The sequence below is a fragment of the Terrisporobacter muris genome (assembly GCF_024621905.1).
GTDB lineage: Bacteria > Bacillota > Clostridia > Peptostreptococcales > Peptostreptococcaceae > Terrisporobacter > Terrisporobacter muris.
Genome location: NZ_JANKBY010000594.1, coordinates 1 through 1,080, shown reverse-complemented (window position 1 = coordinate 1,080; position 1,080 = coordinate 1). Strand labels below are relative to the sequence as shown.

Here is a 1,080-nt window from a genome sequence, read left to right as displayed (position 1 = left end):
AAAAGATAAAGAAATAAGTTATAAGAGTAATAAAAAATTATTTATAAATACATTAAATAGTAGTGGGAATAGTGAAACTGGTGGATATGAGATAGGTGACTACATTGATTTTATCTCTGTAATGATACAAAATAACAAGGTATCTATTAAACTTAATTTAAGTAAAAATGATGAAAAATATGAAACAGATTTTAAATCTTACATAAAAACTTTTGAATAAAAATAGGGAGATATTAATCGCCCTATTTTTATGTAATAAAACCATTACAAATCACAATGATAGTTTGTATGATGATGCTTTAGTATATGTTATATAGTCATGACTGGTTTGACAAAAATGAATTGATGCTAGTATATTAGAAAAGTAATATTCATAAATAGTCTTATGATATAATATTATTTGTGAATATTAATATGGGATAAAGCTATAAATAGTTTGATTGAAATATAGTATAGTTATAAACTTAAAAAGTATAAATTTAAATTTTAGATGAGGTGAAAAAGTGAGAGAACTTAAAAATATAGAAGAAAAAATTTTAGATAGGGCACTATACTTATTTGGGAAAAATGGTTCATTAAATGTTCCAATTAGAGCTATAGCAAAGGAAGCAGAAGTAAATGTAAGTGCGATAAATTACTATTTTGGAAGTAAAGATGAAATGGTGAAAAATGTGCAGTTATTTTATATTGAGAATATGGTTTTAGCTTATTCTAAGCTTGATAATGAAGAGCTTAGTGATGAAGAGAAGTTAATTCTATGTGTTAATGAAATAATGGAATATATATTAAGATATCCAGGAGTTCTCGTAATGCTAAAAGAAGCTACTAATGCAGATAAAGATGACGAGATGGCAAAAAAAATAATAGATGTTACAGACTCGATGAATAAAAAGTTAGATATAGTTTTAGAAAGAGTAGTAAAATTGCCTAAAAATAAATTTATATATACAAAAATGATATTTTTATCATCAATTATTTATCCGACTAGCGATGCTAATACAGAGGAGTTTAAAAATGAACTTATAAGTGATAAAGAAAAAAGAATAGAGTATATAAGATATATATTAAGTATACTAAAAG

1 protein-coding gene and 1 pseudogene are annotated in these 1,080 nt (G+C 24.1%); both read left to right on the top strand.

Going from position 1 to position 1,080, the window contains the following annotated elements; translation table 11 throughout:
• Nucleotides 1-220, top strand: a pseudogene (locus NSA58_RS20510) (hypothetical protein); the annotation flags it as partial.
• Nucleotides 221-503: 283 nt separating this feature from the next.
• On the top strand, nt 504-1,080 hold a 577-nt coding region (locus NSA58_RS20505; protein WP_257560957.1), incomplete at its 3' end, for a TetR/AcrR family transcriptional regulator.